24 protein-coding genes are annotated in these 26765 nt (G+C 62.9%); 11 read left to right on the top strand and 13 right to left on the bottom strand.

What is annotated here, in order from left to right; genetic code table 11:
* The first annotated feature begins 193 nt into the window (after positions 1 to 193).
* Both E2481_RS14000 and E2481_RS13995 read left to right on the top strand, forming a co-directional pair.
* Positions 194 to 409 (top strand): ribbon-helix-helix domain-containing protein, encoded by a 216-nt coding sequence (locus E2481_RS14000; RefSeq protein ID WP_136717778.1) that lies wholly within the window; start codon positions 194 to 196, stop codon positions 407 to 409.
* Between the two features lie 231 nt (positions 410 to 640).
* Positions 641 to 919 (top strand): UPF0058 family protein, encoded by a 279-nt coding sequence (locus tag E2481_RS13995; RefSeq protein ID WP_136717777.1) that lies wholly within the window; start codon positions 641 to 643, stop codon positions 917 to 919.
* Between the two features lie 108 nt (positions 920 to 1027).
* On the opposite strand, the gene E2481_RS13990 is transcribed toward E2481_RS13995, so the two are convergent.
* Positions 1028 to 1756 carry a hypothetical protein gene (locus tag E2481_RS13990; RefSeq protein WP_136717776.1) on the bottom strand — a complete coding sequence of 243 codons (729 nt, stop codon included), beginning with the start codon at positions 1754 to 1756 and terminating at the stop codon, positions 1028 to 1030.
* Between the two features lie 449 nt (positions 1757 to 2205).
* On the opposite strand from E2481_RS13990, the gene E2481_RS13985 reads away from it, so the two are divergent.
* From E2481_RS13985 to E2481_RS13975, 3 genes are read left to right on the top strand one after another with little or no spacing between them, the layout of a single operon-like run.
* Positions 2206 to 4161 (top strand): 3-hydroxyacyl-CoA dehydrogenase/enoyl-CoA hydratase family protein, encoded by a 1956-nt coding sequence (locus tag E2481_RS13985; RefSeq protein WP_136717775.1) that lies wholly within the window; start codon positions 2206 to 2208, stop codon positions 4159 to 4161.
* A complete protein-coding gene (locus E2481_RS13980) occupies positions 4162 to 4635 on the top strand; it encodes a PaaI family thioesterase (protein ID WP_169302451.1) in 474 nt (157 codons plus the stop codon).
* Complete coding sequence (locus E2481_RS13975; RefSeq protein WP_136717774.1) at positions 4632 to 5102, top strand: MaoC/PaaZ C-terminal domain-containing protein; 471 nt, start codon at positions 4632 to 4634, stop codon at positions 5100 to 5102. Before E2481_RS13980 ends, E2481_RS13975 begins: the two co-directional genes overlap by 4 nt.
* 62 nt (positions 5103 to 5164) lie before the next feature.
* Here the strand turns inward: E2481_RS13975 and E2481_RS13970 are convergent, their stop codons facing one another.
* The 5 genes from E2481_RS13970 to E2481_RS13950 all read right to left on the bottom strand — a co-directional run bounded on the left by E2481_RS13970 (position 5165) and on the right by E2481_RS13950 (position 9982).
* Complete coding sequence (locus tag E2481_RS13970) at positions 5165 to 6427, bottom strand: PGF-CTERM sorting domain-containing protein (protein WP_136717773.1); 1263 nt, start codon at positions 6425 to 6427, stop codon at positions 5165 to 5167.
* A gap of 299 nt (positions 6428 to 6726) precedes the next feature.
* Positions 6727 to 7245: an Lrp/AsnC family transcriptional regulator gene (locus E2481_RS13965; RefSeq protein ID WP_136717772.1), complete on the bottom strand. Its 519-nt coding sequence runs from the start codon at positions 7243 to 7245 to the stop codon at positions 6727 to 6729.
* Between the two features lie 51 nt (positions 7246 to 7296).
* Positions 7297 to 8169 carry an alpha/beta fold hydrolase gene (locus tag E2481_RS13960; protein WP_136717771.1) on the bottom strand — a complete coding sequence of 291 codons (873 nt, stop codon included), beginning with the start codon at positions 8167 to 8169 and terminating at the stop codon, positions 7297 to 7299.
* An 8-nt stretch (positions 8170 to 8177) separates the two neighbouring features.
* On the bottom strand, positions 8178 to 9398 hold the full coding sequence (locus tag E2481_RS13955) for an acyl-CoA dehydrogenase family protein (RefSeq protein WP_136717770.1): 1221 nt from the start codon (positions 9396 to 9398) through the stop codon (positions 8178 to 8180).
* Between the two features lie 95 nt (positions 9399 to 9493).
* The gene (locus tag E2481_RS13950) at positions 9494 to 9982 is read right to left on the bottom strand and encodes an Lrp/AsnC family transcriptional regulator (protein ID WP_136717769.1); all 489 of its coding nucleotides are present in this window, start codon (positions 9980 to 9982) and stop codon (positions 9494 to 9496) included.
* A 302-nt stretch (positions 9983 to 10284) separates the two neighbouring features.
* Between E2481_RS13950 and E2481_RS13945 the strand changes: the two genes are divergently transcribed.
* The 3 genes from E2481_RS13945 to E2481_RS13935 all read left to right on the top strand — a co-directional run bounded on the left by E2481_RS13945 (position 10285) and on the right by E2481_RS13935 (position 14910).
* Positions 10285 to 11970: an aldehyde ferredoxin oxidoreductase family protein gene (locus E2481_RS13945; protein WP_136717768.1), complete on the top strand. Its 1686-nt coding sequence runs from the start codon at positions 10285 to 10287 to the stop codon at positions 11968 to 11970.
* 111 nt (positions 11971 to 12081) lie between these two features.
* Positions 12082 to 13395, top strand: a complete 1314-nt coding sequence (locus E2481_RS13940) for an aspartate aminotransferase family protein (protein ID WP_136717767.1) — start codon at positions 12082 to 12084, stop codon at positions 13393 to 13395.
* A 204-nt stretch (positions 13396 to 13599) separates the two neighbouring features.
* The gene (locus E2481_RS13935; RefSeq protein WP_136717766.1) at positions 13600 to 14910 is read left to right on the top strand and encodes a glutamine synthetase family protein; all 1311 of its coding nucleotides are present in this window, start codon (positions 13600 to 13602) and stop codon (positions 14908 to 14910) included.
* A 7-nt stretch (positions 14911 to 14917) separates the two neighbouring features.
* Here E2481_RS13935 and E2481_RS13930 read toward each other — a convergent pair whose 3' ends face one another.
* Positions 14918 to 16264, bottom strand: coding sequence for an aspartate aminotransferase family protein (locus E2481_RS13930; protein WP_136717765.1), 1347 nt, complete (start codon positions 16262 to 16264; stop codon positions 14918 to 14920).
* 289 nt (positions 16265 to 16553) lie between these two features.
* Here E2481_RS13930 and E2481_RS13925 point away from each other — a divergent pair, with 289 nt between their 5' ends.
* Positions 16554 to 17192 carry a type 1 glutamine amidotransferase gene (locus E2481_RS13925; protein WP_136717764.1) on the top strand — a complete coding sequence of 213 codons (639 nt, stop codon included), beginning with the start codon at positions 16554 to 16556 and terminating at the stop codon, positions 17190 to 17192.
* Between the two features lie 29 nt (positions 17193 to 17221).
* On the opposite strand, the gene gdhB is transcribed toward E2481_RS13925, so the two are convergent.
* The 3 genes from gdhB to E2481_RS13910 form a co-directional block, all read right to left on the bottom strand.
* A complete protein-coding gene (gdhB, locus tag E2481_RS13920) occupies positions 17222 to 18514 on the bottom strand; it encodes a glutamate dehydrogenase GdhB (protein WP_136717763.1) in 1293 nt (430 codons plus the stop codon).
* A 212-nt stretch (positions 18515 to 18726) separates the two neighbouring features.
* A complete protein-coding gene (locus E2481_RS13915; protein WP_136717762.1) occupies positions 18727 to 19578 on the bottom strand; it encodes an ABC transporter permease in 852 nt (283 codons plus the stop codon).
* 2 nt (positions 19579 to 19580) lie between these two features.
* Positions 19581 to 20378, bottom strand: coding sequence for an ABC transporter permease (locus E2481_RS13910; RefSeq protein WP_169302450.1), 798 nt, complete (start codon positions 20376 to 20378; stop codon positions 19581 to 19583).
* Positions 20379 to 20754: 376 nt separating this feature from the next.
* On the opposite strand from E2481_RS13910, the gene E2481_RS13905 reads away from it, so the two are divergent.
* Together E2481_RS13905 and E2481_RS13900 are read left to right on the top strand one after the other, a co-directional pair.
* Positions 20755 to 21915: an ABC transporter substrate-binding protein gene (locus E2481_RS13905; protein ID WP_136717760.1), complete on the top strand. Its 1161-nt coding sequence runs from the start codon at positions 20755 to 20757 to the stop codon at positions 21913 to 21915.
* A gap of 35 nt (positions 21916 to 21950) precedes the next feature.
* Positions 21951 to 23105, top strand: coding sequence for an ABC transporter ATP-binding protein (locus tag E2481_RS13900; protein ID WP_136717759.1), 1155 nt, complete (start codon positions 21951 to 21953; stop codon positions 23103 to 23105).
* A gap of 21 nt (positions 23106 to 23126) precedes the next feature.
* On the opposite strand, the gene E2481_RS13895 is transcribed toward E2481_RS13900, so the two are convergent.
* The 3 genes from E2481_RS13895 to E2481_RS13885 all read right to left on the bottom strand — a co-directional run bounded on the left by E2481_RS13895 (position 23127) and on the right by E2481_RS13885 (position 26762).
* On the bottom strand, positions 23127 to 24140 hold the full coding sequence (locus E2481_RS13895) for an agmatinase family protein (RefSeq protein ID WP_136717758.1): 1014 nt from the start codon (positions 24138 to 24140) through the stop codon (positions 23127 to 23129).
* Positions 24141 to 24250: 110 nt separating this feature from the next.
* On the bottom strand, positions 24251 to 25126 hold the full coding sequence (locus E2481_RS13890) for a universal stress protein (RefSeq protein ID WP_136717757.1): 876 nt from the start codon (positions 25124 to 25126) through the stop codon (positions 24251 to 24253).
* A 76-nt stretch (positions 25127 to 25202) separates the two neighbouring features.
* The gene (locus E2481_RS13885; RefSeq protein WP_136717756.1) at positions 25203 to 26762 is read right to left on the bottom strand and encodes a long-chain-fatty-acid--CoA ligase; all 1560 of its coding nucleotides are present in this window, start codon (positions 26760 to 26762) and stop codon (positions 25203 to 25205) included.
* Between the last annotated feature and the right edge of the window lie 3 nt (positions 26763 to 26765).

The raw sequence follows: 26765 nt of genomic DNA, 5'->3' as shown, positions 1-26765 counted from the left end.
GAGTTCGTCTCACGCACCTCTTACTCACACGTACTCGTCCCGGCTTGCCGAATATTCAATAATGGAGTTGAACACACTAACTCACGATGGTCTACCTATAACTTTAGTTTGTGAATATCGAGGAATTTTTTGATACGCGGGCAAGATCGCCGTCAGAATTAAATACCCCTCTGTCGAAACCCCCAACGTTCAAATGCCGAAGGCAGAGATCACCATCCCGGAGCATCTCGAGATGCAGATCGCCCAGTTGGTCGAGCAGGGTGAATTCCTCAACCGCGAGGAGGCCATCGAGGACCTGCTCTCGACCGGGATCAAGGCGTACAAAACGAGCGGACCCGTTGACGACGAAGAAGAAGCCGGCTTCGAGGACGACGGTATGATGGGCCACGACGACGAGTACGTGTTCTAGTCTCTCTGTTGAAGCCGCCTTCCAGACGCGTCCCGGGGGATAGCGACTGCTATCGGACTCGCTGTGACTCTGTTGTATGGCAATCATTTGCCACGCTGCCGGGTACCCGATGTCGGAACCACCGGAGATAACCGGATCTGACGGTTGATTTCCGCCGACTGACGATTTGCCAGTTGTGCGAAGGGTTGTCAGAAATCCTTAAACGGCCGTCTCACGAACGATAACACAAGGATGCACAAAGACGAACTGCTCGAACTCCACGAACACATGGTGATGATCATGGACTATTTCAAGGACCTCGAAGACATCGATTCGGGGCTGTTCGACGCCTACGAGGAACTCGACGTGACGCCCAACGACGTCCACATGTCGAAAAGCGAGCACAAACACGCCGTGTTCGTCCTCGGGAACGCGCTGGCGACGGCCATGAGCGAAGACGAGTTCTCGGACGCGGGTCGCATCGGCAAGCGGATGAAGGAACTCGCCGAGGACGCGGAAAGCAAGCTGTAGCTCTTCTCTGATGTCTCTATTCTCGCCCGTTGTGAGCGACTGCACAGTCGTTGCGATGGGTTTCGTTCTGTAGCTGCGTATACTCAGGCCGAATCCCCGACGGCGAGGTCAGAAGATGTCGTCGATGGTGTCGCCGATATCGCTGATGCCGTCCGTGATGCCCTTCGTGACCGTGTCGGTGACGTCACCGATGCTTTCACCGATGTCTCGGATGGGGCCATCGAACGCCCACTGGTCGTCGCCCTCCGAGACCGTCGGATCCGGTTGATTCGGCCGGTCCGAGAGTCGGTAGCTCTGGCTGATCGGGTCACCTGACGGACAGGCCCCCATCTCGTACTCGTCGTCGCCGTCCGGGTCGTAACACAGCATCAGGTTGATGTTCGAGAGCACGATGGTGCCACTGGCGAGATAGTGCGCGTTGATGCGTGGGCGTTCGAAGGTGACGGGGCCGTCCGCCGAGATCTCGAACTGCCCGCGTGGGTCACTGCTCCGTTCTTCCTCGATTGCGAAGTCTTCGAACCGAGCCTCGCCGTCGGTTGCGACAGCTGTGGATTTCACCACGACGTTCTCGGCGTTGCTCGTCCCGGCCGACACGAAAAACACCCGCGCTTGTCCGGTGAGCCCCGGCGTCGAACTGAGGTCGAGCGTCTTGTAGAGCCAGAGGTTCCGCAGTTGCACGTCCTGTAGCTCTACGATGGTCTGCGGGTAGTACTCCCGCGTACTCGTATCCCCGACGCCGGGATACAGCACCATGTTGTCCGCAGATATCTCTGTCGCGGCGATGTCGAACCCACCCAGTCCGGCGAGTGGGGCCGCGTAGGCGACGCCTGTCGACATGATTAGCAGTCCAATGAGGCCCCAGACAGCCAGGGCTGCGCCAGCGCCTCTCGTTACTCGTTTACGATTGTACATCCTTCCCCCTGCACGGTAGCCGTCGTACGGAGCTTCCCCCGACTCCGCATAACCGGCTGTAAATCAGTATACAGTCTATACCCCCACATAGTTTACCCCGTTAGATCACGGCTACTTATAAGCACAGTCCGTTTCAGTGATGCAACCACCCCTCTGGATCTTGGAGCGTCTTTACGCCTGCCTTCGCACAGAGGTCTCGAACGTCTCTCGGCCGAATATCCCTCGTCGATAGACGCGTCGTCTCGGGCGACGTGTTTAACGACGAGCTGTGATGGAGTATCGGAACCTAACATAGTTTCGGTACTGTGGTCCATTGGTTTACAGTGGTTCACACCGTCGGTGGAGTTATATCGGTCGCGGACACATCTCTTGGCATGCAAGTCGATGATATCGACCGAGTCGCAGTGCTCGGTGCAGGTAGTATGGGTCACGGGATCACCGAAGTCGTCGCCATCGCCGGCTACGACGTGGTGATGCGTGACATCGAACAGGACCTCGTCGACGACGGGTACGACGATATCGAGTGGAGTCTCCAGAAACTCGCCGAGAAGGGACTGATCGACGAGGACGCCGACGAGGTGCTGTCCCGGGTCGAGACCGAGGTCGACCTCGAAACCGCCGTCGACGACGTCGACCTGGTCATCGAGGCCGCCCCGGAGCAGATGGAACTCAAGAAGGAGATCTACGGCAATCTCGACGATTTCACGCCCGAGCACACGATTCTCGCCTCGAACACGTCCTCGCTTTCGATCACGGAGATCGCGACGGCGACCGACCGACCGGACCAGGTCGTCGGGATGCACTTTTTCAATCCGCCGGTCAAGATGGACCTGGTCGAAGTCATCTACGGCGACGAGACCAGCGACGAGACCGCCGAAGCGGCCCACGACTTCGTCGAGTCCATCGACAAGACGCCCATCTACGTCCGGAAAGACGTCAACGGCTTCGTCGTCAACTCGGTCCTGGGTCCGTTCGGTGACGAGGCCGCCTGGATGGTCTCGGAGGACGAAGCGACCGTCGAGCAGGCCGACGCGGCGATGGTCCACCAGCGCGGCTATCCGATGGGTCCCTTCGAGCTGGCGGACATGACGGGCATCGACATCGGCTACCACGTCCGCAAAGAGGCCGGCCGCCCCATCGCACCGATCGTCGAGGAGAAAGTCGAGAACGAGAACCTCGGCAAGAAGACTGGGAAAGGATACTACGACTACGAGGACGGCGAAGGGACGACGTACGAGCCCGGCGACGGCGAGGGCTTCGACACGCTGCGGGTCGAGGCCCGGATGGTCAACGAGGCCGCCAAACTCATCGGGAACGACGTGGCGACGCCGGACGCCATCGACACCGGGATGCGCCTGGGTGCGGGCTTCCCCGAAGGCCCCTGCCGTCGCGCCGACAAGACCGGGCTCGACGAGATCCTGGAGAAACTGGAGACGCTGTACGAGCAGACCGAGGCCGACCGGTACCGACCGGCCGACTACCTCGTCGAACTCGTCAACAACGGCCACACGGGCGAGGACGCCGGTCGCGGCTTCTACGAGTACGACGGCGACGGTGGCGACCGCGAGTATCGCACCCTCAACGTCTCCCAGGACGACGGCGTCCTCGCGGTCGAACTCGACCGCCCCGAGCGCATGAACGCGCTCAACGACGACCTGATGGACGAGATCGAGCACGTCCTGAACAACGCCGACCTGGACGAGGTTCGGTGTGTCACCTTCGAGGGCGCCGGCGACCGCGCGTTCTCGGCCGGTGCCGACATCGGCGGCTTCTCCGGGATGGAACCCCACGAGGCCGCAGAGGTCACCTCGATGTTCGAGACGGTCAACGAGTTCCCCCGTCCCACGCTGGCGAAGATCGACGGCTTCTGCCTGGGCGGCGGCCACGAACTCGCGCTCGCCTGTGACCTGCGGGTCGCAACCGAGGACTCGGAGTTCGGCTTCCCGGAGATCAGTCTGGGCCTGCTGCCCGGCGGCGGCGGCACACAGCGCGCACTCCGGATGATCGGCGAGGCACGCGCCAAGGAACTCGTCTTCCGCGGCAACCGCATCAGCGCCGACCGCGCCGAGAACTGGGGACTCATCAACCGCTCGGTCCCCGACGAGGAGTTCGACGACGTGGTCGCCGAGTTCGTCGACGACCTCGTCACGGGGCCGCCGGTCGGCCTCAGCTTCGCGAAACAGGTGATGAACGAGGGAGACGACGCGAGCATGCCGGCGGCGCTGGCCATGGAGAGTCAGGCCTTCGGACTGCTGATGGGCACCGACGACATGATGGAGGGCGCGAGCGCGTTCATGGAGGACCGCGAGCCGGAGTTCGAGGGCAAATAGATGGGCGAGGAGTCCGACGACGTCCCCTTCGAGTTCGAGGGTGAGCTAGGGGTCGAGGAGGCCTCGATGGTCATCGAAAAGCACGGCTTCCTGTCGTGGCTGAACGTCTCACTGGAGACCCTCGAAGACGGCCGCGCGGTCATGGAACTCCCCTACCAGGAGAAGCTGACGAACTGGGTCACCGGGACCATCCACGGCGGCGTGACGGCGACGGTCGTCGACACCTGTAGCGCCTTCGCGTTGCGTACCTGCATGGACGACCCGATGAACACGACCCTCGCGACGACGGACCTGGACGTGAAGTACGTCCGGCCGGCCACGTCGGACATCCACGTCGAAGCGGAAGTCATCCGCGCGGGCACGTCGACGGGCGTCACGCGCGTGACGGTTCTCGGGACCGACGAGGAGGGACAGAGCAAGGAGATCGCCATCGGAGCGACGACGTACCGACTGTTCACGGAGAGTTCACTATGAGCGACGAGACATCGACGGCGGCGGACAGCTACTTCGAGAGCGTTGAGGTCGGCGAGACGGCCGAGACCGAAGCACGAACGATTACCGAGGCGGACGTGGTGAACTTCGCGGGCGTCAGCGGTGACTTCAACCACCTCCACATGGACGCCGAACGGATGGCCGAGTCCCAGTTCGGGGAACGAATCGCCCACGGGACGCTCGTGTTCTCGATCGCGACGGGGCTGCTCTGGCAGTCTCGCTCCGAGCGGGAACGCGAGAGTCTCGTGGCCTTCTACGGCGTCGACAACCTGCGTTTCGTCGGCCCGGTCACCTTCGGCGACACGATTCACGTCGAGACTGAAGTGGTCGAGAAACGCGAGAAGCCCGACCATCCGGTCGCTGGCGGCGTCCTTCACACCGAAGCCGAGATCAAAAAACAAACCAACGCGCCGGTCATCACCTGCGAGTTCCTCTCGCTGATGCAGTAGCGGTTCGAAGGCGTATCTTTTCGGAAACGCGGAAAAAAGTCGGCGTGTCGAATCGAAGGCGGTTACGCGGTTCGACGGCGGGCGAGCAGCCCGGCACCGAGCAGGCCGATGGCGGCGACGAGCAGGCCGAATCCGGGACCGGTTTCGGTCGTCGTGGTCCCGGTTTCCGTCTCGTCACCGTCGTCGGTCTCGGTCGGTGATTCCTCGCCCGGCGGCTCGCTCTCGGTGGGCGTCTCGTCGTCTGTGCCCTCGTCGGGCGTATCGGTGAACAGATCACCGTTGCCACCGGGTGCGCCGGTATCGTTACCGGGGTCGGCCGCGCCGGGGCCGTTCGATTCGTTCCCCATCGTCTCGTTTATCTCCTCGGGATCGCCGATGGTCAGCGACGCCGTATCGCTGGCTTGAGCACCGATGACGTCGATCCGGAACTGGTAACGTCCGGGATCGATCGGCGCCTCGTTGGCCTGCACTTCGACGTCGTCGTCGACCCGGAATATCGTCCCGTTCCGGACCGAGGTGTTCTCGAACGGTTCGGCCTCGTCGAAGATGGCCGTCACCTGTGCCTGGTGAAGTCCCGACCCCTTGACGCTGACGAGGAAACTGTCGTCGCGGTTCGATTCGACCTCGAACTGCGTCGTCCCGTCCGTACTGACCTGATCGGGATCGAACGACGCCGAGAGGTTCTGGATGTCGACCTCGAAGGCGGCTTCGGAGGCATCGCTCACGAATTCACCTTCTCCATCGTCGACGGCGACGGGCATCTCCTCGTAGACTAGGGCGTACTCACCGGGCTCGTACCCGGACATGTTGATGACGGCGATACCCGTTTCGTTGACCTGGAACTCGTCGACGTTCGATCCGAGCGTGCCGTCCTCGACCGTCCGAACCTCGAAGGTCCTGGCCTCCTCGCTGGCCTGTCCGATGGGTTTGATCGAGGCGTTGTTGACGACCTCCGCGCCGTCGAAGTAGGCCCGCTGGTTCTGCCAGAACGTTCCGTCCGACGAGAGACGGACGTTCCAATCGGGTAGTTCGTCTTCCGCTTCTTCCTGTTCAGCCTCGTCTTCTGCCGTCTCGTTGTCCTGCTCAGCGTCGTCCTCGGGCGTCATTTCGTCCTCGGGCGTCTCCTCGTCCTCTGGCGTCAACTCGTCTTCGGGCGTCGTTTCGTTTTCCTGTTCAGTGTCGTTTTCCTGTACTGCGTCGTTGAAGTCTACGGCCGTCGACCCGTGGCTCGCCGCCACTGCCGGGACCGCAGACCCGATGACGATTCCCCCGACTAAGAGAACCGTGACGCTCGTGAGGAGCGCCTTGTCTGTGGAGGGCAACATGGTATGTCTGACACCATGGATCACGCACGGGGACCGACCGAACGTGCGATGTCCGGTGTCGCTATTTTGTCCACCACGAACCGGTAAATGCCTTCGGACTCCCCGAATTCGAATTCAAATGTGAGCTGATACCACGACGAAATAAGTGGCCAGTAACTACGTACTCGGACTCCTGACTCAGTGTGCTTTCGGCCCGCGGTGTGTGTCCACACTTGACTACTCGATAGTAATCTCCGCGGAGGTTCTGCCCGAACCGTGGCCGTTCCCGCCGGGACGCCTCCGGGGACCGCCCCCTGATCTCAGTCCTCGTGGAGCGTTTCGAGGATCTCCGGGTCGGTGCGGAACTTGAGGACGTTGTGAACCACGGAGTTGCGGATGTTGTGGACGACGTCGCCGTGTTCCTTGTAGAAATCGTGGATCCACTTCGACTCGTCGATCCGATCGGGGAACATCATCACGGACTTCCACTGGTACTCGCCGTCCGAGAGGAAGTACATCAGCGTGTTCGGCGAGTCGCGGACGTACTCCATGGCCTCGCGCCACCCGTCGTCGAAGTGTTCGGGGTTGATCTTGAACTCGAACATCCCGAAGATGAAGTACTCCTCGTTTGGGATGATCGCCTCCCGGAAGACGCCTTCTTCGCGCATCCCGCGGATGGACTCGCTGACGGTCACGTGTGAGACTTTGATGTCGTGGTCCTCTTCTAAGATGCGTGCGAGGTCGCGCGACGACAACTGCGGGTCCCGCGACAGTTCCCGCAGGATGAGCACGTCGCGTTCCTTGAACTCCCAGTCCGGTGGTTCCTGATCTGCCGTCACGATTCGTCCTCCGTCGGTACCGCGTAGGTTCGTCTGTGCATCTGTTGTATGTCACTCCGTTAGGAACTGACTTACTTCTGCCGTATACCGCTCGGGACGGTCCTCGACCACCCAGTGGTAGGCGTCGAGTTCCACCACCTCGCCGCCGAGGTCGTCGGTCAGGCGGTGTGCGTACTCGATGGGCTGGAACTCGTCGTCGCTGCCCCACAGCGCGAGGAAGTCAGCGTCGATCGCGTCGTAGTCGAGTTCCGTCGTGTGGTTCGTGTTCGTCGCGACTGCGTTCCGACTCAGCGAGGTCCGGCCCGTCTCGTCGGTCCACTGCTGGGTCATCCCCTCGACGAAGGCCGCCTCGGCCTCGTCGGCGTAGACGCCCTCGGAGAACGCGCCGCCGACCTGCTCTTCCAGCGTGTCGAGGGGCATCTCCGTGGTCCGGGGCAGTCCCAGATCCGTGATGAACCCGACCGGCCAGGAGTCGTAACAGACCGCGTTCGACAACACGAGCTTCGAGACCGCCGTCGGGTTGTGGGCAGCGTACCGCAACGCGACGCCGCCGCCGATGTCGTGTGCGACGAGCGCGCACGTCTCGACGCCCAGCTGGTCGAACAGGTCGTCCAGCATCGCCTCCTGGGCGCGGATCGAGCGGTCGAAGCAGTCGCGCATGTCGGAGTTGCCGTAGCCCACGAGGTCCGGCGCGACGACGCGCCGGCCGGTCTCCTCGGCGACGGCCGGAGCCACGTCCCGCCAGAGAAACGACCACGTCGGGATGCCGTGCAGGAACACGACCGGTGGGTCTTCGCTGGCTGTCTCGCCGTCCATCGCCTCCGAACTGTCCCAGTAGGCCGCTGTTAACTCGTGGCCGTCGACGGTCACCGTCGTCTCCGTCTGGGCGACCGTCCAGTCCTCGTGCGTGGTTGCGTCGGTCATTGGGTGCGTTATTTCAGTCGGTCCGCGATGATGTTCTTCTGGATCTCGCTGGTCCCCTCGTAGATTTTCGTGACGCGCGCGTCCCGATAGTAGCGCTCGACGGGGTGGTCGGTGACGTAGCCCGCACCGCCGTGGACCTGGATGGCCTCGTCGGCCACGTCGACGGCACGCTCGGATGCGAACAGCTTCGCCATGCTGGCGAACTGCATCGCCTGCCTTTCCTCGCCCGCCTCGACGTGACTCGCCGCGCGGTAGGCCAGCGAACGGGCGGCCTCGACGTTCGTCGCCATCTCGGCGAGTTTGTGCTCGATGGCCTGGAACTCCGCGATGGGCTGCCCGAACTGCTCGCGTTCGCCCGCGTAGTCCAGTGCCGCGTCGAGCGCGCCCTGGGCCGCGCCGATGGCCTGGGCCGCGACCTTGCACCGTCCCTCGGCGAAGAAGTTCATCAACTGGTAGAACCCCTCGTCGACCTCGCCGATGACGTTTTCCTCGGGGACGCGCACACCGTCGAGCACGATTTCGGCCAGATCCGAGGCGTGCAGGCCGAGTTTGTTGTCGATCGACGTCGGCGAGAACCCGTCCGTGTCCGTCGGTACGAGGAAGGCAGTGACGCCTTTGCGGCCCGCGTCGGGGTCGGTTTTGGCCATCACCACGGCGACGTCGGCGACCGTCCCGTTCGTGATCCACGTCTTCTGGCCGTCGATGACGTACTCGGCCCCGTCCTTCTCGGCGGCTACGCCGCCTTCTTCCGCGGCGCTTCGTTCCTCGCGCCGCGCTGTCGTTTCCGCGGCGCTGCCGTCCTCGTGCCGCGCTGTCGTCTCGATGCCGGCGACGTTCGAGCCGTGGGCGGGTTCGGAGATACAGGAACAGGAGACCGCCTCCCCGCCGGTGATCTTCGGGAGCCACTCCTCGCGCATCCACTCGTCGCCGTAGTGGAGGATCATCTCGGTCCCGAAACCCGCGCTGCCGATCGCGGTCCCGATGCCGGGGTCGGCCCGCCAGAGTTCCTCGACGACGATCAGCTTCGTCGGCAGGTCCATGCCCGCACCGCCGTACTCTTCGGGCACGTGTGGCGCGACGAAGTCGTACTCGGCGGCCTGTTGTCGGATCTCCGCCGGGTACGCCCGCGACTCGTCGTGTTCGCGCGCGACCGGCCGTATCTCGTTCTCGCCGAACTCGCGGACCGCCTCTCGAACGGCCCGCTGTTCGTCGGTCGATCGAAACGACATACCCGGGCGTTCACTTCCATTGGAAAAATATCTTCCGCCCGTCTGAAACGGTGTTAACGACGTGACGGGTGCGACCGGTACGCTGCCGTGTCAGTTCACTCGCCAGTGAGCGCCTCGACGAGCGTGTCGTGTTCGAAGTCGTTGACCGGGTGTCGTTCGTTCTTGACGGTCGAGATGACGAACTTCGAACTGGTCCGCTGAATCTGTTCGATGGACTCGTAGGACTCGACGATCGACTCGACCATCGCGCGGTCCGTGACGTGCCCGATGACGATGAAGTCCGTGTCCCCCATCGTGAAGTACACCTGGTTGACGCCCTCTACGTCCGCGAGTTTCTCGCCGACGATCTCGTGGTACCCCTCGTCGAACTCCGCGTAAACCTCGCTGATGATCGTGATCGAGAGCCCCAGTTTGGCCAGATCCATATCGAACAGGTCGTTTTCGAGAATCCCCTCCTCCCGCAACTGGTTGAGCCGATAGTGGACCGTCGATTTGGGAATGTCCGTGTGTTCGTGAATCTCGTCGGGGCTACTGGTCCCTTCCGACAACGCCGTTTTGAGAATCTGAATGTCCTTTTCGTCCATGTGTGCGTAATCCTGTCCTCTCCGGCACCGTCCGGTGATTCGAATGCTATCGTCGGTTTCGATTCTGTAATATTAAACGTTTCCAATACCTTGGACACGATCTAGCGTTTCGAGAAAATTTGAACCCAGGTCCGTCGAGAAGGGCTGAGCGGGAATCGACAGCAATCTGTCTTGCTGAATGATCGGTCTGTCGCGTCGAGTCCTGTTCGACACTACCGATCAATATTAACTGATATTCGATTTAGTACGTTTTTGGTGGATAATAGATAATATTTATTAGCTTAGCGGAACCTCAAACGAATATGTTGTGTAGCCGTGGTCCGATGTTCACCATCGACGTTGGTGGTCGCGAGACCGAGGAGACCGCGATCGAATCGATTCAAGAGCGGTACATCGGCGGTCGGGGCGTCGGGACCCGCCTGGCGCACGAGCGGATCCCCTTCGACGCCGACCCGCTCGGCCCGGAGAACCGACTCGTGTTCACGACCGGTCCGATGCAGGCGTCGAACATGAGTTTCACCGGCCGAATGAACTGCACCGGCGTCTCGCCGCTGACCGACGGATTACTGTCGAGCAACGCCGGCGGGTTCATGTCCCGGAACTTCGCCGAGACGGGCTACGGCGCAGTCGAACTCACTGGCGAGAGCGAGGAGTTGCTCGCCGTTCACGTCCGAGACGACGGCGTCGAGTTCGAGGCGGTCGACCACCTCGCCGGCGCGACCGTTCCCGAGACCGTCGAGTACCTCGAATCCGAGCGGGGGATCACGAGCGACCAGACGGCCGTGATCGGACCTGCGGGCGAGAACGAAGTTCGCTTCGCCTCGATCATGACCTCCGAGGAACGCGCGTTCGGTCGCGGTGGCCTGGGCGCCGTCATGGGTGCGAAAGGGATCAAAGCCATCACGTTCGGCGGGGACAGCGCGCCCGACATCGAAATTCCCGCGACCCAGCAGGAGATTCACGGCGAGGCCGCGACCGCGGACGACATCATGAAAGAACAGGGGACGGTGGCGGTCATGGACCTGGCCAACGAGGTCAACGGCCTGCCGTCCTACTACTTCTCCGAACAGCAGTTCGAGGGCGTCGAGGGCATCAACGGCGCGGCAGTCGCGGACAAGAAGTACAAGAAAGGGACCTGTTCGGCCTGTGCCTTCGCCTGCAAGCTGCCGACGAAAGACGAGGCGGCCGGCGTCGAGACCGAAGGCCCCGAGTTCGAGGTGGCGATGGCGTTCGGATCGAACTCCGGCGTCGACGACATCGTCGAGGTGATGAAGTCCAACGAGCAGTGCGACCGCTACGGCATGGACGCCATCTCGGCGGGGAACACGGTGGCGGCCTACCTCGCCGCCGAAGACGAGTTCGGGAACACCGAGTTGATCCACGAGACAGTCGAGAAGATCGCCCACCGCGAGGGGATCGGCGACACGCTCGCGGAGGGGATCGACCGCTTCCACGACGAACTCGGTGTCGAGAACTGGTCGGTCAAGGGGATGGACTTCGCCGCTCACGAGGGCCGGGTCCTCAACGGCCAGGGACTGTCCTACGCGACCGCGAACCGCGGCGCTGATCACATGTACGCGACCTTTTACTCCGTCGAGTACCCACTCGTCGAACCGGACGAGGCGCTCGAACCCGAGGGCACGGTCGGGAAAGCCGAGACGCTCGTCGACCGCGAGAACCTCATGGCGCTCAACGACAGCGGCGTCGTCTGTAAGTTCTCCCGGAGCTACATGAACCGCGAGCGCTACGAATCGCTGTTCGACGCGGACTACGAGGACCTGCTCGAAGTCGGTGCCCGGACGGTCACGCTCGAACGGCACTTCAACAACCAGCGCGGCTTCGACCGGGACGACGACAGGCTCCCCTACGACCTCCCGGACTTCGAGACGGCGCTCGACGAGTACTACGAGGCGCGGGGCTGGACCGACGGCGTCGTCCCCGAGGACGCGCTCCCCGACGAGTACGACGGTCGCTCAGCCAGTGCCTGACCGGCACCCCCAGTAATCGCACAAACTTTTCATCTGCGCCATTTCGTTGTACACTGTCCAAGAAAGTATTAACTTCATAGAACTATATTCACTTAGTTACTGGACTCGAACATGTCGCAGGACTACACACCCCGGGCAAGCAACGCGGAGATCGAAGCGCAATACGAAGAGTACCTGATGCCGATCTGGAAGGACCTCCACGTCCCGATCAAACGGGCGGAGGACTGTACCGTCGAGGACTTCGACGGTAACGAGTACCTGGACGTGTTCTCGGGTATCTCGGTGACCAACGCCGGGCACCGAAACGAGGCGGTCGTCGAGGCCGCAAAGGACCAGCTCGACGAGTTCGTCCACGGGTGTTCGTACCTCCACCCGCATCAGCCGGCGGCCGAACTCGGCGAGAAACTGGCCGAAGTGACGCCGGGCGACCTCAAGAAGTCGTTTTTCTGTAACTCCGGGACCGAAGCCGTCGAAGGGGCCGTCAAGCTCGCCCGGAAGTACACCGGCAGCAAGGAGGTGCTCGCCCTGGAGATGTCGTTCCACGGGCGCACCCTCGGCAGTCTCGCGCTGACCGGCAACAAGTCCTACAAGTCGGGGATGGCACCCACGATCAACGACGTCGCACACGCCGAGCCGCCGTACGCGTACCGCTGTTCACGCTGTGACGACGACGAGTGTACGAGTGGCTGTGCTTCGTCCGTCGAGCGCGTTATCGATACGCACACGGCCGACGACCTGGCCGCCATCATCGTCGAACCGGTGATGGGTGAAGGCGGCATCATCGTCCCGCCAACCGAGTGGATGGAGCGGGTCCAGGCGATCGCACACGAACGCGACGCACTGCTCATCGTCGACGAGGTCCAGTCGGGCTACGGCCGCACCGGAGAGATGTGGGCCTCCGACCACTTCGACATCGTCCCCGACATCATGGCCCAGGCGAAGGGAATCGCGAACGGTCTGCCACTCGGGGCCTTCACTGCCCGGGAGGAGATCGCCGACGCCTTCGGGTCCGGCGACCACCTCTCGACGTTCGGCGGCAACCCCGTGGCCTGCGCCGCCGCCCTCGCGACCATCGAACAGTTACAGGACGGGCTCGTCGACTCGGCCCAGGAGCAGGGCCAGTGGCTGACGGATCGACTCGCTGACCTGGAAGCCGAGTACGACGCCGTCGGCGACGTGCGCGGACTCGGACTGATGCACGGCGTCGAACTGGTCGACCACAGCGAAACCGGCCCGAACGACGTGGCACCGGCTCCCGACCCGAAGCTCGCGAAACACGTCGGCAAGTCCCTCCGCGAGGAAGGAATCGTGATGGGCGTCGGCGGCTTCTACTCGAACGTGCTGCGGTTCCAGCCGCCGCTTTCGATCGACCGCGACCAGCTCGACCGAACCGTCGAGGCCATCGGCTCGGCACTCGACGACTAGAGCCCCTCAACCACCGATCCCGATCTGAGCGTGCGAACGGGCGACCGGTGCTCTCACGGACGACCGCAGACCGTCGCTGTACCGTAGATTATTCGGACGAGTGGTATCTCAGTTGAACCACGTTCACATAAATTGGACTTATATGAGGAACATACAAATATCGGGCGTTCCTGGAGGACGATAGTACATCATCAGTGGCAACTTATGACAGATGAGAACAACGGTACCCGACTGGAAGCCCGGATAGAGTCGGCGGACGTCGACCACGTGTTCGTCGAGTTCCCGGACGTCAACGGCATCTCTCGGTCGAAGCAGATCCGCACCGAGTACTTCCTGGACAACTGGGAGTCCGGGTTCCCGATGAACCTCCTGTTGCTGGTCCAGACGCCCCGCAGCGAGGTTCCCGAGGACTCCGGATTCGGCGAGGAGATCGACTTCGGGGACGGAACGGTCCACCCGGACCCGTCGACGTTCCGAGTGCTCCCGTGGAACGACAACGCCGCCAGCGTCATCGCTGATTTCACCTACGAAGGCGAACCCGTCTCGGCGGCCCCGCGCACGGCGCTCAAATCTGTCCTCGACGAGATCGAACGCGAGTTCGGACACCAGCTGTATCTGGGCAGCGAACTCGAGTTCTACCTGCTCGACGAGACGGAGTCGGGATACGAGCCCGCGTCCGACAACAAACACGAGTGCGTCACCCTGGAGATGGAGGCGCTCGCGCCCTTCTACGATCAGCTGTCGGCCCACGCCGACGAGCTGGGCATCGACCTGACGCTGTTCCATCACGAGCACGGCCCGGGACAGCTCGAAGTCCTGTTCGACTACGGGTCCCCGCTCTCGCAGGTCGACACTACGTTCCGGTTCAAGCGCCTGGTGAAGCGGACGGCGCGTGCGCGCGGCCAGCGGGCGACGTTCATGGCGAAACCGTTCGGCGACCACGAAGGGAGCGGCTACCATCTGCACGTGTCCGCCTTCGACGAGGAGAACCTCTTCGAGGCGGACGACGGCGAGGCGCTGTCGGAGACCGGTCGCAACTTCGTCGGCGGGCTCATCGAGCACGCGGACGCGCTGGCGGCGCTCGGGACGCCGACCCTGAACGCGTTCAAGCGGTTCAAACCCGAGGGGTTCGCGCCGTACACGGCCTGCTGGGGGGACGACGACCGCACCGCGTCGATCCGGGTTCCGTCCGGGACGACGCGGGTCGAAAACCGGATTCCGAGCGCCGACGCGAACCCGTATCTCGTCGCCGCCGCGACGCTGGCGGCCGGGTACGACGGGATTCGTCGGGAACTCGACCCCGGACCGCCGAGTCAGGAGGCGGCCGAGGACGGCGACCTACTTCCCCAGTCACCGAGACACGCACTGGCGGCGCTCGAAGCGGACGAGACCATGACGGACCTCCTCGGAGCGGACCTGATCCGAGGCTACGTGGCGAGTAAACGACGGGAACTCCAGTCGTTCAGTGAGACGGTGACGGAGTGGGAACGAACGCAGTACGTCGGGACGCTGTAGGCCCGTTTCAGGCCTGTTCGTCGGCGAGACGCGGGGCGATGTTCTCGAAGGCGTCCAGGTGTTCGTCGATGTGTTCTTCTTCGTGCTGGACCGAGATGGTCCACTGCTGGGACGCGTCGTGTGGGTGCGGGAGCACGCCCTGGTTGAGCATCCCGAACCAGTAGTTCTCGTGGAACTCGACGTCGATGTGTTCCAGGTAATCGCGATAGTTCTCGACTGGCTCGTCGGTGAACAGGACCATGCCGATCGAGTTGACGTTCTCGACGTGCCCTTCGATCCCGTGGTCGGCCATGATCTCCTCGTACCCGTCCGCGAGCCGCTGGCCCAGTCGGTTGACGTGGTCGTAGGCCTCTCCGGTGAGCACGTCGTTCAGGACGGTCTCGACGGCGCGTGCGACGAGCGGGTTCCCGTTGTACGTCCCGTAGTGGGCCGTCCCGTCCTCGATGACGGACATGACCTCCTCGCGTCCGCCGAAGGCACCGACCGGGAAGTTCCCGCCGATGCTCTTGGCGAGCGTCACCAGGTCCGGTTCGACGTCGTAGTACTCGGCGGCACCGCCGGGCGCGACCTTCACGCCGGTCTTGACCTCGTCGAAGATGTAGACGATCCCGTACTCGTCACAGAGCTCTCGAAGTCCCTGCAGGAAGTCGTCGTACGGCTGGGTGACGCCTTTCGCGAGCACGATGGGTTCGACGATGAGCGCACCGATCTCGTTGACGTGGTCTTCGAGGATCGACTCGACTGCGTCGAGGTCGTTGAACGGCGCGACCTCGACGGTTTCGGCCGTCTTTTCCGGAATCCCGTCGCTCTCGATGACCTTGTTCGGTCGCTTCGGATGGCCGACCTGCCCTTCCGGCGTGGCCTTGCTGATGAGGGCGTAGTCGTGGACGCCGTGATACGCGCCCTCGATCTTCAGGACCGTGTCCCGTCCCGAGTACGCGCGTGCGATCCGCATCGCGTGCATCGTGCTCTCGGTCCCGCTGTTCGTGAAGCGGACTTTGTCCATCATCGACCAGCGCTCTTTGAGCGCGCTGGCCGCCTCGCCGAGCAGTTCGTGGGGATGGGTAAACAGCGTCCCGTCGTGCAACTGATCGCTCGCGGCCTCGGTGACGGTCGGGTGGGCGTGGCCGACCATCGCGGCCCCGTTGTTCATGTCGAAATCGAGGTACTCGTTCCCGTCCACGTCGTACAGGTACGGTCCCTCGGCTCGGTCGACGACGAACGGATACGGGTCCCAGGCGCGATACGTACTCGCGACCCCGGCTGGAACGTCTTCTTGCAATCGTTCGAACGCCGCCTCGCTGCCCGCGGTCCGTTCGCGGTACGTCGCTTCGTAGTCGTCCCACAATTCCATACCGACAGGTCAGCGCCCGATTACTTAATCATTCGTATATTGTTTCGATTTATGATAGCTATAAAGACACAGTCTCTAAATACGTAGAATTATTAGATTTAATCCGAACTACTGGCCGCACCGTCGGTGACGGTGGCCGTCCAACGGGTAAGCGACCGCACCGACGGCACCGCGCGCTGTCCGACGACGATTGCCTCGTACGTGTCTGTGGTCGGGGCCGTTCGATTCCGAGTTGGATTACGGACAACAGGTAGAATGATTTATTGTATCGTATCTGTACATACCGGTAATGTCTGTACTCGTTCTAGACGACGAGGTTCGCCCCGACTACCGGTACCTCGGTCCCGAGATCGATCGGATCGCCGGCGACAGCGAGTATCGCGTCGCCCTGGAGGACGACGACGTCGACGACCTGACGGCGTACGACGGGATCATCATCAGCGGGAGCACGGCCAGCGTCTACGAGGCCGACCACGAGGTGTTCGAACGCCAGCAACAGCTCGTCGAGGAGTGTATCGCCGAGTCGGTGCCGCTGCTGGGGATCTGTTTCGGCCACCAGCTCGTCAACTACGCGCTCGGCGGCGAGGTCATCGAGGACCGCCGCCGGGCGACGTTCGTCGAGATGACGGTCACGGACGACGACGATCCGGTGCTTTCGGGCGTCGAGCCGGTCGTCCCGGTCCTCCACTCCGACCTCGTCACCGAACTCGGCCGAGACCTCCGCTCCATCGCGACGACCGACTACAACGAGCACTTCTGTACGCGTCACGAAACTGAACCGATCTGGACCGTCCAGTACCACCCCGAGTTCACCGAACGCGTCGAGGACAACCCCAGCGACTGGTCGCGGGGCGACCACGACTTCTCGGAGTGTACGGCCACGAAAACGATCGAGAACTTCGTCGAGTTCTGTCAGGGCGACCGGTAACTCGACCGGCCGACTGATTGAGGCTCCTTCTAGGGCCAGAGCCCGCGCGTACTCTTCGCCTGGCCGACGCGGTCGAGGGCGACCACGTACGCCGCGTCTCGCCAGGTCACGTCGTGGGTCTCGTGTGCCGACTGCACGTCGTCGAACGCCGACAGCATCGCCTCCTCGAGTTCCTCGCGGACGCGGTCGATGTCCCACTGCCGGCGGTTGATGTCCTGGAGCCACTCGAAGTAGCTGACGGTCACGCCACCGGCGTTGGCGAGGATGTCCGGGAACACCGGCACGTCACGCTCGGTGAGGATCCGGTCCGCGGCGGTCGTCGTCGGGCCGTTCGCGCCCTCGACGACGATGCTCGCGTCGACCTCCTCCGCGTTGGCCTCGGTGAGGACGTTCCCGACCGCGGCCGGCACTAACACGTCCACGTCGAGTTCGAGGAGGTCCTCGTTCGAGAGCGTCGTCGCCCCTGCCGAGTTCGCGACGGCTTCCGGTTGTTCGGCGTGCGCCGGAATCGCGTGGGTGTCGAGTCCGTCGGGGTCGTAGACGCCGCCGGTCACGTCGGAGACGGCCACCACGTCCGCGCCCCAGTCGTCGAGCAGGCGCGCGGCGTTCGCACCGACGCTCCCGAAGCCCTGGACCGCGACCGTCAGCCCGTCGATGGGCATGTCGTAGTAGTCGGCCGCCTCGCGGGCGACGATGGCGACGCTCCGACCGGGCGCTTCTTCCCGCCCGTAGGACCCGCCGACCAGCGGCGGTTTGCCCGTCACGATACCGGGGACCGTCTCGCCCTCCTGCATGCTGTAGGCGTCCATGAACCACGCCATCGTCTGTGCGTCCGTCCCCATGTCCGGGGCCGGGATGTCCTTCGTCGGCGCGACGAAATCGCGGATCTCCTCGGCGAACCGACGGGTGAGCCGTTCACGCTCGTCCTCGCTCAGTTCCTTCGGGTCGACCACGACGCCCCCTTTCGCACCGCCGAAGGGCAGGTCCATGACCGCGCACTTCCAGGTCATCCACATCGCCAGTCCGACACACTCCGACTCGGACACGTCGGGGTGGTACCGGAGCCCGCCCTTGTAGGGGCCGCGCACGTTGTCGTGCTGTGCCCGGTAGCCCGTGAACACCTCGACCGTCCCGTCGTCGCGCTCGACGGGGACCGACGTTCGCAGCACCTTCGTCGGGTGTTTCAGTCGCTCGACGACGCCCGGGTCCACGTCGACGTTTTCGGCGGCCCGCGAGAGTTGCTCTCGCGCCATCGCGACGGCCGATTCCTCCGTCGATTCCTCTTCCGTCTCCTCGTCCGACTCCAGCTGTCCAGAGCTCATGATTATATTCGAACTCTAGCCATCTTTTCGTGGCTAGATTAGTATCTAATTCTATTCTAATACCTAATATTGTTTATGGTGTAATATGACATGGGCTGACAAACGGCACCGGGGCTGGAGCGTCGCGAAGATCGGCTGTTGGAACTATCCGAATCGTAAAAACGTGGTGGAGAACGGACGTCCGTGGCCGAAGAGCGAAAAATTCGGTGTCGCTACCGTCGGATCAGCTCGCTGATGATGATGAGCGTGATGCTGAACAGCAACACCATCGTGCTGATCGCGTTGATGACGGGGTCCGTGCCGTGCTGGACCTTCGACCAGATGAAGATCGGCAGCGTGTTTTCCACACCGCTGGTGAAGAAGGCGATGAGGAAGTCGTCGAACGAGAGGGTAAAGGCGAACAGCGACCCGCTCACGATGCCAGGCATCAACAGCGGGAGCGTGACTCGCCGGTAGGTCTGCCACTTCGAGGCCCCCAGGTCGCGGGCGGCCTCCTCCAGTTCCGGATCGAACCCTCTGAGGCGCGCGCTCACCGTGATGACGACGAACGGCGTGACGAAGACGAGTTGGCCGAGCATCACCGTCATCAGGGACGTGTTCATCCCGATGACGTTGAACCAGATGAGCAGGGCGATCCCGAGGATGAGTCCGGGGATCGTCATCGGCGCGATGATGATCGCACGGAACAGTCCCTTCCGTTTGAACTGACCGCGGACCAGCGCGATGGCACCGAGCGTGCCCAGTATCGTCGCGGCGACCGTCACGTTCGCAGCGACTTGGAGGCTGTTGAACGTAGCCTGGACGAGTCGGTCGTCGTTCAACATCTCCGAGTACCAGCGGGTCGTAAAGCCGTCCCAGGGGAGCGAGGAGAACGTCCCCTGCTCGAAGGAAAACAGGATCAGGATGACGATGGGTGCATAGAGGAACGCGAAGACGAGCACGGTCCAGACCGGGAGCCAGTAGCGCTCACCGATGGTCGCTGCAGTGCTCAGGAATCGATCCATCCGGGACTGCGTGGCGTTTTCGCCCGCCCGCTGGCCGGTGGTTTCGGTGTCGTGACTCATCGTTAGAACATCTCCTCCATGTCAGTGTACCCCATCAGCGACCACAGGGTGCCGGCGACGACCAGCATCAGGACGCTCCCGAGGGCCGCACCTTGTGCCCAGTCCCCGCCGATACCGAACTCGTGTGCGATCCTGGTTCCGACGAACAGCTGTCCGCCCCCGATCATCGACGGCACGATGTACGCGCCCATGCTGAAGATGAACACGAAAATCGTCCCGCCGACGAGTCCAGGGATCGACAGGGGCAATATGATTCGCTTGAAGACCGCTCGCCTCGTCGCTCCCAGGTCGTAGGCCGCCTCGATCAGGGTCTCGTCGATCTTCTCCAGGCTGGAGTACAGCGGGAGGATCATGAACGGCAACCAGAGATACGTCAACCCGAGCCAGATGGAGAAGTTGGTGTTCAACAGCCAGCCGATCGGTTCGTCGATGACGCCGAGCCAGATGAACAGGGAGTTGAAGATCCCCTCCGAGCCGAGGATGACCTGCCAGCCGTACACCCGAACGATGTAGTTGGTCCAGAACGGAATCATCACCAGAATCAGGAGCTGGTTCCTGAACCGGCCGCCGCGTCGCGCGATGAAGTAGGCGAATGGGTACGCGACGACCGCTGCCGTGAACGTCGTCAGCATGGACAGGAACGCCGTGGTCTTGAACGCTTCCTGGTTCGCCGACCCGGTGAACACCTCGACGTAGTTCCCCAGGGAGAACTCGTGTACGAGTTGTAAGTTCTCCATCTGGATCACCGCGATGTAGAACATGATGAGAACCGGTCCGAGGAAAAACAGGATTTCCAGCAACAGTAACGGACCACCGGTAACGAGGAACTTATCGGAGATAGGTATTCGGTTAGTTATAGTCCGAATTTTACTATTAATCTTGTCCGTAATCTCTACCATGGGGACACTTTACCGAACTCAATCCAATATATGTTCCGGTTCACCCTGTTATTGCCCGGACGCTGCTCACACCGCTCCTCGCGGGTGATATACGATGTCACTAGCCACTCAACGGCCGCGTGAGGCCGGTACGTCGAAACCCGGAAATGAAACCGGAGTAAGATAAGAACCAATCATTTCCAATCCCATTGGATAGAGTGGTACTATTTTGAGCATTTGGTGCACAATATGCGAAAATATTATATTGCCGGGCGCTTGATAGCATTGTAGAATAGATATGACGGGCGAGATACCGGAAGCGAAACGTACGGCAGGGCGCGGTCACAAACGAGTTTCCCGACGGCGGTTCGTCCAGGCGTCGGGCGCGGTCGGCACGGCGGCACTGGCCGGGTGTTTCACCGGCGGCGGTAGCGGCACGCAGCTCAACGTACTGACCTGGGAGGGGTACGGGACGGACACCATCGTCAACAAGTTCGAGGAGGAAAACGACGCGACGGTCAACATCAGTCTCGTCTCCAGCGACTCTGAGGCGCTGAACAACCTCCAGAGCGGCGGGACGGAGGACTACGACCTCCTGACGGTCAACAACACGTGGGCCCAGCGCCACGCGGAGGCGGGGACTATCGAATCGCTCAATCCCGACGACTTCTCGGCGATGGACAACTTCCTCCCGCAGTTCCAGTGGCCGTTCTCGTCGTTCGAGTACGACGACGAGATGTACGCGCTCCCGACGCGGTGGGGCTGGGACACGCTGACGGTCAACACCGACGAGGTCGAGGAGGACCACTACCAGTCCTACGACGTCCTCTGGACGGGCGGCCCCGACGGCCAGTACTCCGGCAAGATGGGCGTCATGGACTGGCCGACGTGGAACATCCCGAAGATCGCGATGACTCTCGGGTACGAACCCTTCGAACAGAGCGACGACGAACTGGCCGACATCCAGGACCACCTCGTGCAGATGTTCAACCAGTTCGAGGCCATTTACAGCGGGACCAGCGCCATCAGGCAGGCGTTCAACCAGAACGACATCGTCATCTCGCCGGTCGGGAACTTCACGATGTCCGAACTGCGCGCCGGCGGCGCGGACTGGGCCAGCGTCGTACTGCCCGAGGAAGGCGGGATGCAGTGGACCGAAGGGATGTGTATGGTCAAGAACCCCAGCGACCGCGAGCTGGCCACTGAGTTCATGAAGACCGTCGTCTCCCCCGAGGGACAGAAGAGCGTCTCCTGGGAACCGGCCGCGAAGAGCCCGCCGGTCAACACCGAGTCCTTCGATATGTTCAGCGACGAGGAGCAGTCGGCGCTGATGTTCTCCGAGGACGGGTTCGACGCCGCCGAGGAGATCGCCGCCCAGACCACGCCCTACGAGTTCTCCGATATGACCGAGGACTGGACGAACATGTGGGAAGAGGCGAAAGCGGAAAGCGATATTTAAACGAGTAACTGTATGGTGGACATCTATCCCTACAAATGACAGTGAGCGAAACCAACGAAACACAGGATCCGGCGTCCGGGCGGTCGGAGAGAGATCGAGCCGAATCGGGCGACGACTCGCAGGCGGGGTCGGTCAATCTGCAGAACCTCCGGAAGGAGTTCGGTGACCTGGTCGCCGTCGACGGCGTGGACCTCGAGATCGAATCCGGCGAGTTCCTCACGCTGCTCGGCCCGTCAGGGTGTGGGAAGTCCACGACGCTGCGAATGATCAGCGGCCTGGAGACGCCGACCGACGGGGACGTGTATCTCAGCGGGAACCGCGTGACCGAGCAGACCGCGAACAGTCGCGACACGTCGATGGTGTTCCAGGAGTGGGCGCTGTTCCCGCACATGACCGTCGGCGAGAACATCTCGTTCGGACTGGAGATGGACGGCGTTCCCGAGGAGGAGCGCCAGACCCGGATCGAGGAATCCCTGGAGATGGTCGAGCTCTCGGGATACCAGGACCGGAAGGCGACGGAACTGTCGGGCGGCCAGAAACAGCGCGTCGCGATGGCCCGAGCCGTCGTCCGTGAACCCGACGTGCTCCTCCTCGACGAACCCCTCGCGAGCCTGGACCGGAAGCTCCGACAGCACATGCAGGTCGAACTCAAGGACATTCAGGACGAACTCGGCATCACGTTCATCTACGTGACCCACGACCAGGAGGAGGCGCTGACGATGTCCGACCGCATCGCCGTCATGAACGACGGCCAGATCGAACAGATCGGTCCGGTCGACGACCTGTACACGTCGCCGGAGACGCAGTTCGTCGCCACCTTCATCGGGGAAACGAACCTCTACGAGGGGACCATCTCCGACGACGGATCGTCGCTGCAGACCGACGACGGGCAGTTCTCGCTCTCGATCCCGGCCAGCGAAGACGACGCGGGTCGGTCCGCCGCCGTGTCGGTTCGGCCAGAGGAGGTCATCCTCGAACCGCACGACGAGTCCAGCGGATACGCCAACGAGTGGACTGGGACCGTCCTCGACACGATTTACAAAGGGTCGCTGAAGCTCTATCGGATCGACGTCGACGGCAAGCACCTCGAGGTCGAACGGCAGATCAACGAGGAGACGACGAACTTCGAGGAGGACGACGAGGTCACGGTCAGTTTCCCGGCCGAGGCCTGCAAAGTCATCCTCGACTGACCCGAACGCTCCCTCTCCCGTCTATTTCTCTGCGAACTGCCGTTCCAGGAGGGTCACGAGTGCGCTGGCCGCGAGGATCTGCGTCGACTCCGTCGGATCGTGCTCCGGCGACACCTCCATGAGGTCCACGGCAGCGATGTCCGGGTGCCTGCCGGCGATCTCCATGATCTTCAGCGCCTGGTGTGCGGACAACCCGTCGGGTTCCGGCGTCCCGGTCCCCGGCGCGACGCTCGGGTCGACCGAGTCGATGTCGAAGGTCAGGTAGACGGCGTCCGTCTCCGCCGCGGCCGCTTCGATGGCGTCGACGACGACGTCGGTGATGCCGCGTTCGTGAACCTCGCGCTGGGTAAAGACCGAGAGACCGACGTCGTCGACGAACTCGAAGAAGTCCGGTCCCTCGTATCCTCGGATGCCGACCTGGCTGATCGAGTCGTACGTACACCACTCCGACTCGGCGATCAGGCGCGTGCTCGACCCGTGGTAGTGCTCCCCGAAGACGGGGCTCTCGGTCACTGTGTCGCTGTGAGCGTCGATCTGGACCAGTCCGATGGAGTCCGCGTCGATACTTTGGGCGACGCCGCGGAACGACGGGTAGGTGCAGTAGTGATCGCCGCCGAGTATCACCGGGAACGCCTGCTCGGCGATCTTCGAAACGCGGGATTCGATACGTTCCGCGGTACGTTCCCGGTCCATGGGGAGGACCGGCACGTCGCCGCAGTCCGCGACTCGGAGGTCGGAGAAATCGACCTGTGCCCTCGTGTTGACGTTCGTGAGGCCGCCCTTGTACTCCGAGAGGTACGCCCACCAGGCGCTTGCTCTGCGTATCGCTCTCGGCCCGTACCGCGCCCCCGGTCGATTGCTCAGCGCGCCGTCGTAGGGCACTCCCAGCACTCCGACGTCGATGTCGTCTAAGTCCGTCACGTCGCGGTCGTCGCCTTTCAGGAACGTATCCCGGCCACTGTACGCGAGTTCGACCTCGGCATCCCCGTCCGCGTGTGGACCGTCACCCGCTGGCGAGTAGTTTCCGTTTTCCATTAGTGGAGTCTAGTAGTACACGATACAGCAATAGCGCTTAAAATTTGATTTTTATTCAACACAGCTGCGGGCGGCGGCGAACGTGCGGCGGACTCGCGGAAACCCGGCGGTTACTCCGTATCGTCGGTCTCGCCGCGAACCGTCAGCACCGGCACCGGCGATGAGCGGACGAGTTTGTTCGCGACGCTTCCCAGAACGTACCGACTGAAATCCGTCCGTCCGTGGGTTCCCATGGTCACGAGGTCGATACCGTTGTCGTCGACGTACGACCGGATCTCCCGGTACGGGCGCCCGTGCCGGACCGACGTCGTTACGTCGTCGACGGACGCCTCCGCGCGTTCGGTCGCGTCGGCGATGATCTCGTTCCCGGTCGCTTCGAGGTCCGCGTCCTTCACTTTCGAGCGGGCGTCGAAGCCCAGGCTCGCCGTCTCGACGACGGTCAGGACGTGTAGGGTGGCACCGATCGCCGCAGCGAGGTCGATACCCGACGCGAGCGCGCGGTCCGCGCCCTCGCTTCCGTCGGTCGGGACGAGCACGTCAGTCGGCGGATAGCTCGGCAGTCCGTCCTCGCTCGGATTGACCGCCAACACCGGGACCGACGCGTTGTTGATGACGTGCTCGGTGACGCTTCCCAGGAGCACGCGTTCGAGTCCCGACCGCCCGTGTGTCGGCATCACCACGAGGTCGGCGTCGATTCGATCGCTGTAGTCGACGATCGTTCGTTTTGGCTCCCCCTGGATCACGGTCGTCTGGAGGGCAGTCCCGGCCGAGGCACGCTCTGTAAGCTCGTCGACGGCGCGCTCGCCCTCCGTTTCGAGGGCGTCGACGACCTCCCCGCCGACACGTGTCACGCTGTCGCGGGACGTGTCTGCGACGTTGAGAACGTGTAACTCCGCACCGTGTTCAGTGGCGATCGCTTCGGCGAACTCGAAGACCGACGCGGCGGTCTCGCTGCCGTCCGTCGGAAACAGGACCCGCTCGAACATACTCGAACATCGACACCCGATAGTAAATATCCGTGGGGAGTTCGGCCCCTATCGAGACAACTCGATTCCCGCCGGCTTACTCCTCGTCCTCGCGCAACTCGAACTTCTGGACCTTGCCCGTCGTCGTCCGGGGCAGTTCCTCGACGAACTCGACCTCGCGAGGGTGTTTGTACTCCGCGAGGTTGGTCAGGCAGTACTCCTTGATCTCCTCGGGGGTGACGTCGCTGTCGGGTTTGGGGACGACGAACGCCTTGACCGTCTCGCCGCGGCGCTCGTCCGGAATGCCCACGACGGCGGCGTCGGCCACGTCGTCGTGCTCGAAGAGCAACTCCTCGACCTCGCGGGGGTAGACGTTGTAGCCGCCGGTGACGATCATGTGTTTCTCACGGTCGACGACGTAGAAGTAGCCGTCCTCGTCCCAGTAGCCCAGGTCTTCCGTGTGGAACCACGTCTTACCGTCGACTTCGGTGAACGCTTCCTCGTTGGCCTCGGGGCGGCCGTGGTAGCCCCGCATGACGTTCGGTCCGGAGACGACGATCTCGCCGACGATCTCGTCGAAGTCGATGTCGTCCTCGTCGATGGGGCCTTCCTCGACGCGGGGGATCTCCTCGAAGTTCTCGTCGACGACCTTGGATTCGACGCCCGGGATGGGGTTGCCGATGCTGCCCTTCCGCCGCGCGCCCGGTCGGTTAGCGTGGGTGATGGGGCTCGTCTCGGTCAGCCCGTAGCCTTCGTAGAGTTCGACGCCGTAGATGTCCTCGAAGGCGTTGATGACCTCGACGGGACAGGCGCTCCCGCCGGAGTTGACGAAGCGCAGGCTGGAGAGGTCGTAGTCGCCGGCGTCGGGCTGGTTGATCACGTCGTTGAACATCGCCGGCACGCCGTGCATCACGGTCAGGTCCTCGCTCTCGATGAGCGAGAGGGCCGTCGGGGCGTCCCACTCGGGGAGCGGATAGTACGTCGACCCGTTGTAGAGTCCGGCGTTCATCACGACTGTCATGCCGTAGATGTGGAACAGCGGCAGGACCCCGAGCAGTTTGTCGTCGGGATTGTACGGTTCGTCCAGCAGTTCCGCGCCGACCCGGGAGGTCCACGCGAGGTTGTGGTGGGTCAGGAGGACGCCTTTCGGTGTGCCCGTCGTCCCCGAGGTGTAGGGCTGTGCGGCCACGTCGTCGTCGGCACGCTCGACAGTCTCCATGGGTTCCTCGGCCAGGAACTCCTCGAACGGCGTCGCCCCTTCGGCGTCGCCGCCGACGGCGACGATCTCCGTGACGTCGGTGTCGTCTTGCACCTGCCGGACGAACGGAACCAGGTCCGCCAGCGCGATGACGACCTCCGCCTCGCTGTCGGCCAGCATGTGACTGATCTCCCGGGCTTTGTACTGCGGGTTCATCGGCACGACGGCCCCGCCCGCCCGGAGCACGCCGTAGTAGGACGTCACGAACTGCGGGAGGTTCGGGAGATACACTCCGACCCGGTCGTCTGCCTCGATACCCGCGTCGGCCAGTGCCCGGGCCAACTGTCCCGTTCGGTGCCAGAAGGCCCCGTACGAAACCTCGTTACCTTTGAAGGAAATAGCCGGTTCGTCCGGCTGTTCTTCGACCGTCTCCTCGATGTCTCGAACGAGATTCGTCATCGT

Source organism: Halorientalis salina (genome assembly GCF_005049285.1).
Taxonomy (GTDB): domain Archaea; phylum Halobacteriota; class Halobacteria; order Halobacteriales; family Haloarculaceae; genus Halorientalis; species Halorientalis salina.
This window is presented reverse-complemented; position numbering and strand designations above follow the sequence as displayed.

Excerpts from the sequence above, each read along its gene's own strand:
- E2481_RS14000 (WP_136717778.1), top strand. The coding sequence starts at position 194 with ATGCCGAAGGCAGAGATCACCATCCCGGAGCATCTCGAGATGCAGATC.
- E2481_RS13995 (WP_136717777.1), top strand. The coding sequence starts at position 641 with ATGCACAAAGACGAACTGCTCGAACTCCACGAACACATGGTGATGATC.
- E2481_RS13990 (WP_136717776.1), bottom strand. The coding sequence starts at position 1,756 with ATGTCGACAGGCGTCGCCTACGCGGCCCCACTCGCCGGACTGGGTGGG.
- E2481_RS13985 (WP_136717775.1), top strand. The coding sequence starts at position 2,206 with ATGCAAGTCGATGATATCGACCGAGTCGCAGTGCTCGGTGCAGGTAGT.
- E2481_RS13980 (WP_169302451.1), top strand. The coding sequence starts at position 4,162 with ATGGGCGAGGAGTCCGACGACGTCCCCTTCGAGTTCGAGGGTGAGCTA.
- E2481_RS13975 (WP_136717774.1), top strand. The coding sequence starts at position 4,632 with ATGAGCGACGAGACATCGACGGCGGCGGACAGCTACTTCGAGAGCGTT.
- E2481_RS13970 (WP_136717773.1), bottom strand. The coding sequence starts at position 6,427 with ATGTTGCCCTCCACAGACAAGGCGCTCCTCACGAGCGTCACGGTTCTC.
- E2481_RS13960 (WP_136717771.1), bottom strand. The coding sequence starts at position 8,169 with ATGACCGACGCAACCACGCACGAGGACTGGACGGTCGCCCAGACGGAG.
- E2481_RS13955 (WP_136717770.1), bottom strand. The coding sequence starts at position 9,398 with ATGTCGTTTCGATCGACCGACGAACAGCGGGCCGTTCGAGAGGCGGTC.
- E2481_RS13950 (WP_136717769.1), bottom strand. The coding sequence starts at position 9,982 with ATGGACGAAAAGGACATTCAGATTCTCAAAACGGCGTTGTCGGAAGGG.
- E2481_RS13945 (WP_136717768.1), top strand. The coding sequence starts at position 10,285 with ATGTTGTGTAGCCGTGGTCCGATGTTCACCATCGACGTTGGTGGTCGC.
- E2481_RS13940 (WP_136717767.1), top strand. The coding sequence starts at position 12,082 with ATGTCGCAGGACTACACACCCCGGGCAAGCAACGCGGAGATCGAAGCG.
- E2481_RS13935 (WP_136717766.1), top strand. The coding sequence starts at position 13,600 with ATGACAGATGAGAACAACGGTACCCGACTGGAAGCCCGGATAGAGTCG.
- E2481_RS13930 (WP_136717765.1), bottom strand. The coding sequence starts at position 16,264 with ATGGAATTGTGGGACGACTACGAAGCGACGTACCGCGAACGGACCGCG.
- E2481_RS13925 (WP_136717764.1), top strand. The coding sequence starts at position 16,554 with ATGTCTGTACTCGTTCTAGACGACGAGGTTCGCCCCGACTACCGGTAC.
- gdhB (WP_136717763.1), bottom strand. The coding sequence starts at position 18,514 with ATGAGCTCTGGACAGCTGGAGTCGGACGAGGAGACGGAAGAGGAATCG.
- E2481_RS13915 (WP_136717762.1), bottom strand. The coding sequence starts at position 19,578 with ATGAGTCACGACACCGAAACCACCGGCCAGCGGGCGGGCGAAAACGCC.
- E2481_RS13905 (WP_136717760.1), top strand. The coding sequence starts at position 20,755 with ATGACGGGCGAGATACCGGAAGCGAAACGTACGGCAGGGCGCGGTCAC.
- E2481_RS13900 (WP_136717759.1), top strand. The coding sequence starts at position 21,951 with ATGACAGTGAGCGAAACCAACGAAACACAGGATCCGGCGTCCGGGCGG.
- E2481_RS13895 (WP_136717758.1), bottom strand. The coding sequence starts at position 24,140 with ATGGAAAACGGAAACTACTCGCCAGCGGGTGACGGTCCACACGCGGAC.
- E2481_RS13890 (WP_136717757.1), bottom strand. The coding sequence starts at position 25,126 with ATGTTCGAGCGGGTCCTGTTTCCGACGGACGGCAGCGAGACCGCCGCG.
- E2481_RS13885 (WP_136717756.1), bottom strand. The coding sequence starts at position 26,762 with ATGACGAATCTCGTTCGAGACATCGAGGAGACGGTCGAAGAACAGCCG.